The organism is Enterococcus sp. 125944 (assembly GCF_051909435.1).
GTDB lineage: Bacteria > Bacillota > Bacilli > Lactobacillales > Enterococcaceae > Enterococcus_D > Enterococcus_D gallinarum.
Genome location: NZ_JBQASY010000055.1, coordinates 1 through 1,961, shown reverse-complemented (window position 1 = coordinate 1,961; position 1,961 = coordinate 1). Strand labels below are relative to the sequence as shown.

At 35.6% G+C, this 1,961-nt stretch carries 2 protein-coding genes and 1 pseudogene; all 3 read right to left on the bottom strand.

Annotated features, from left to right (window positions below; translation table 11 throughout):
• A pseudogene (locus ACTFWY_RS17745) lies at positions 1-263 on the bottom strand (phage major capsid protein); the annotation flags it as partial.
• A 24-nt stretch (positions 264-287) separates the two neighbouring features.
• Positions 288-1,082, bottom strand: coding sequence for a head maturation protease, ClpP-related (locus ACTFWY_RS17740; protein WP_171918252.1), 795 nt, complete (start codon positions 1,080-1,082; stop codon positions 288-290).
• Positions 1,066-1,961: phage portal protein (locus ACTFWY_RS17735; protein WP_439939972.1), on the bottom strand; the 896-nt coding region annotated here is incomplete at its 5' end. The genes ACTFWY_RS17735 and ACTFWY_RS17740, both read right to left, overlap by 17 nt.

Genomic DNA, 1,961 nt, shown 5'->3' with positions numbered 1-1,961 from the left:
AATAGTGTTTCTTCTTTGTAACCAACTTCTTTGTTGATTTCATTGAAGAATTTACGTTGTTCGGCAGCGAGTTTTGCATCTAATTTAGTTCCAGCAGCGTATGATTCAGCAGCAATTTCACCGGCTTTTTTCGCCTCTGAAATCATTTGATCCAACATTTCACCGTAAAGTTCCCCAACTTTTTCAGTTGATTCGTTATTTTGTACAGCTTGAATCCATGCTTTTTTTGCGTTCTCAAAATCTTGTGATAATTTAATAGTCATTTTATGTCCTCCTCATTTTTTGTATTAAAAAAGAAACCTAGCAAATGGAGATTCATTTGTTGGTTCCGCGTTTTTAGTATTTTGTTTTTCATCCATCCACTCTTGGATAGACTTTCCTTGAATAATTGTATTTGTTTTTAAATCTTCAATACTATCATCCACAATTTGTTTCATTTTTTCTTCATCAATCACAACTTGTGCAAAAGGTTTTTGGTTTCTAAGTTTATTCACTTCGTTGATAACGTTAGACGGAATCAATCCGCTACCTCCATCAGCGACAAGTTGTGGACGTTCTGTATTTTCGAACATAATTGAATCTGCGAAACCATACTCAACAGCTTCTTCAGCAGTGAGCCAAGTCTCTTTATCCATCAGTGACAAGATTTCATCTTTACTTTTACCAGTTTTAGCCACATATGCATTAGCTAGAGAAAGATTAGCCTTTTGTAGAATCTCGCTGGCTTTGTCCATTTCATGATAATCGCCTTGTGACCCCATAGAAACGTTATGGATCATGATTTGACCGACTGGGCTAATTTTTATTTGGGTTGCAGCCATTGCAATAATACTTGCCGCACTTCCAGCCATTACAACATTAGCAATCACTTTACCACTGTAAGCACGTAATCCAGTATAGATTTCATTTCCCATGTCAACTAAACCACCATATGAATTGATTGTAACTTCTACATCTTCTCCATTTGTGGGAAGTTTAGATAATACATCTTTTGGACAAGTTGCTTCCATGTCAAACCAGTCATAAAACCATTTGTCATCACTTGAAATGATTGGACCGTTAATTTTAATCTTCACCGTCATTTTCATTCTCACCTCCTTCTAATATTTTTTGATAGTTTTTAGTCATGATTAATTTCTGTCCTTCTCCATTCGGCAATGGGTCAAAACCGAGTGGCTCACGAACTTCATCTCGTAAGAACGTTCCAGATGAAACAATCTTGTCAATCTGAGTTGCGTATTCTAATATGTCTTTAGGTAAAACGTTGTTAATTTTGATGCGTTCACCTTTTGTATATTCTTGGCAACTGATGATCTTTGCGATCAATTCATCTTGTAGTTTTTTTACCAGCGGAACAATACATAATTGGCGGAACGCTTTGATATTGGAATTTAATTCAGCTTTCTCACCATAAATAAGCGCCGTGGGTACTCCTATGGCGTTGGCGATATCATCAATGAGAGAGGATTTCATTTTATTCAATTCTTCTAATGACTGATTAGACACACCCTGCTTGTTGGTATATTCTTCATATTCGAATCCCTTTAATTTTGGTACGATCGCTACTGAGTTGGTTCGAAAAGAGTTATAAACTTTATTGATAAACGCTTGTAATCTTTCACTTTTAGATTTCCCGTCTTTTCCTTTTTCATCACCAATACCACCTGTGGCATCTATGCCGACTGATGCACGAATTTGGTTGTTACGCATAGATATTTCCAGTATACGTCCAAAAAGTTCCGCGTAATCATCAAACAACCCTTTTGTAAATTTCTCTAACTTTTCGTTGTTGTATTCAAGGTATATAACTTCCGACATTTTATACGTTCTCTTAAATGTGTAGTTTTTGACTGTTACCATAGAAAAAGTATCTTCATATACCGCATACTCTTGTCTATAATAATCATCTGCAATTAGCATCTGGTTATCATCAGTAAAAATCACTAAGACTTCATTGTCAT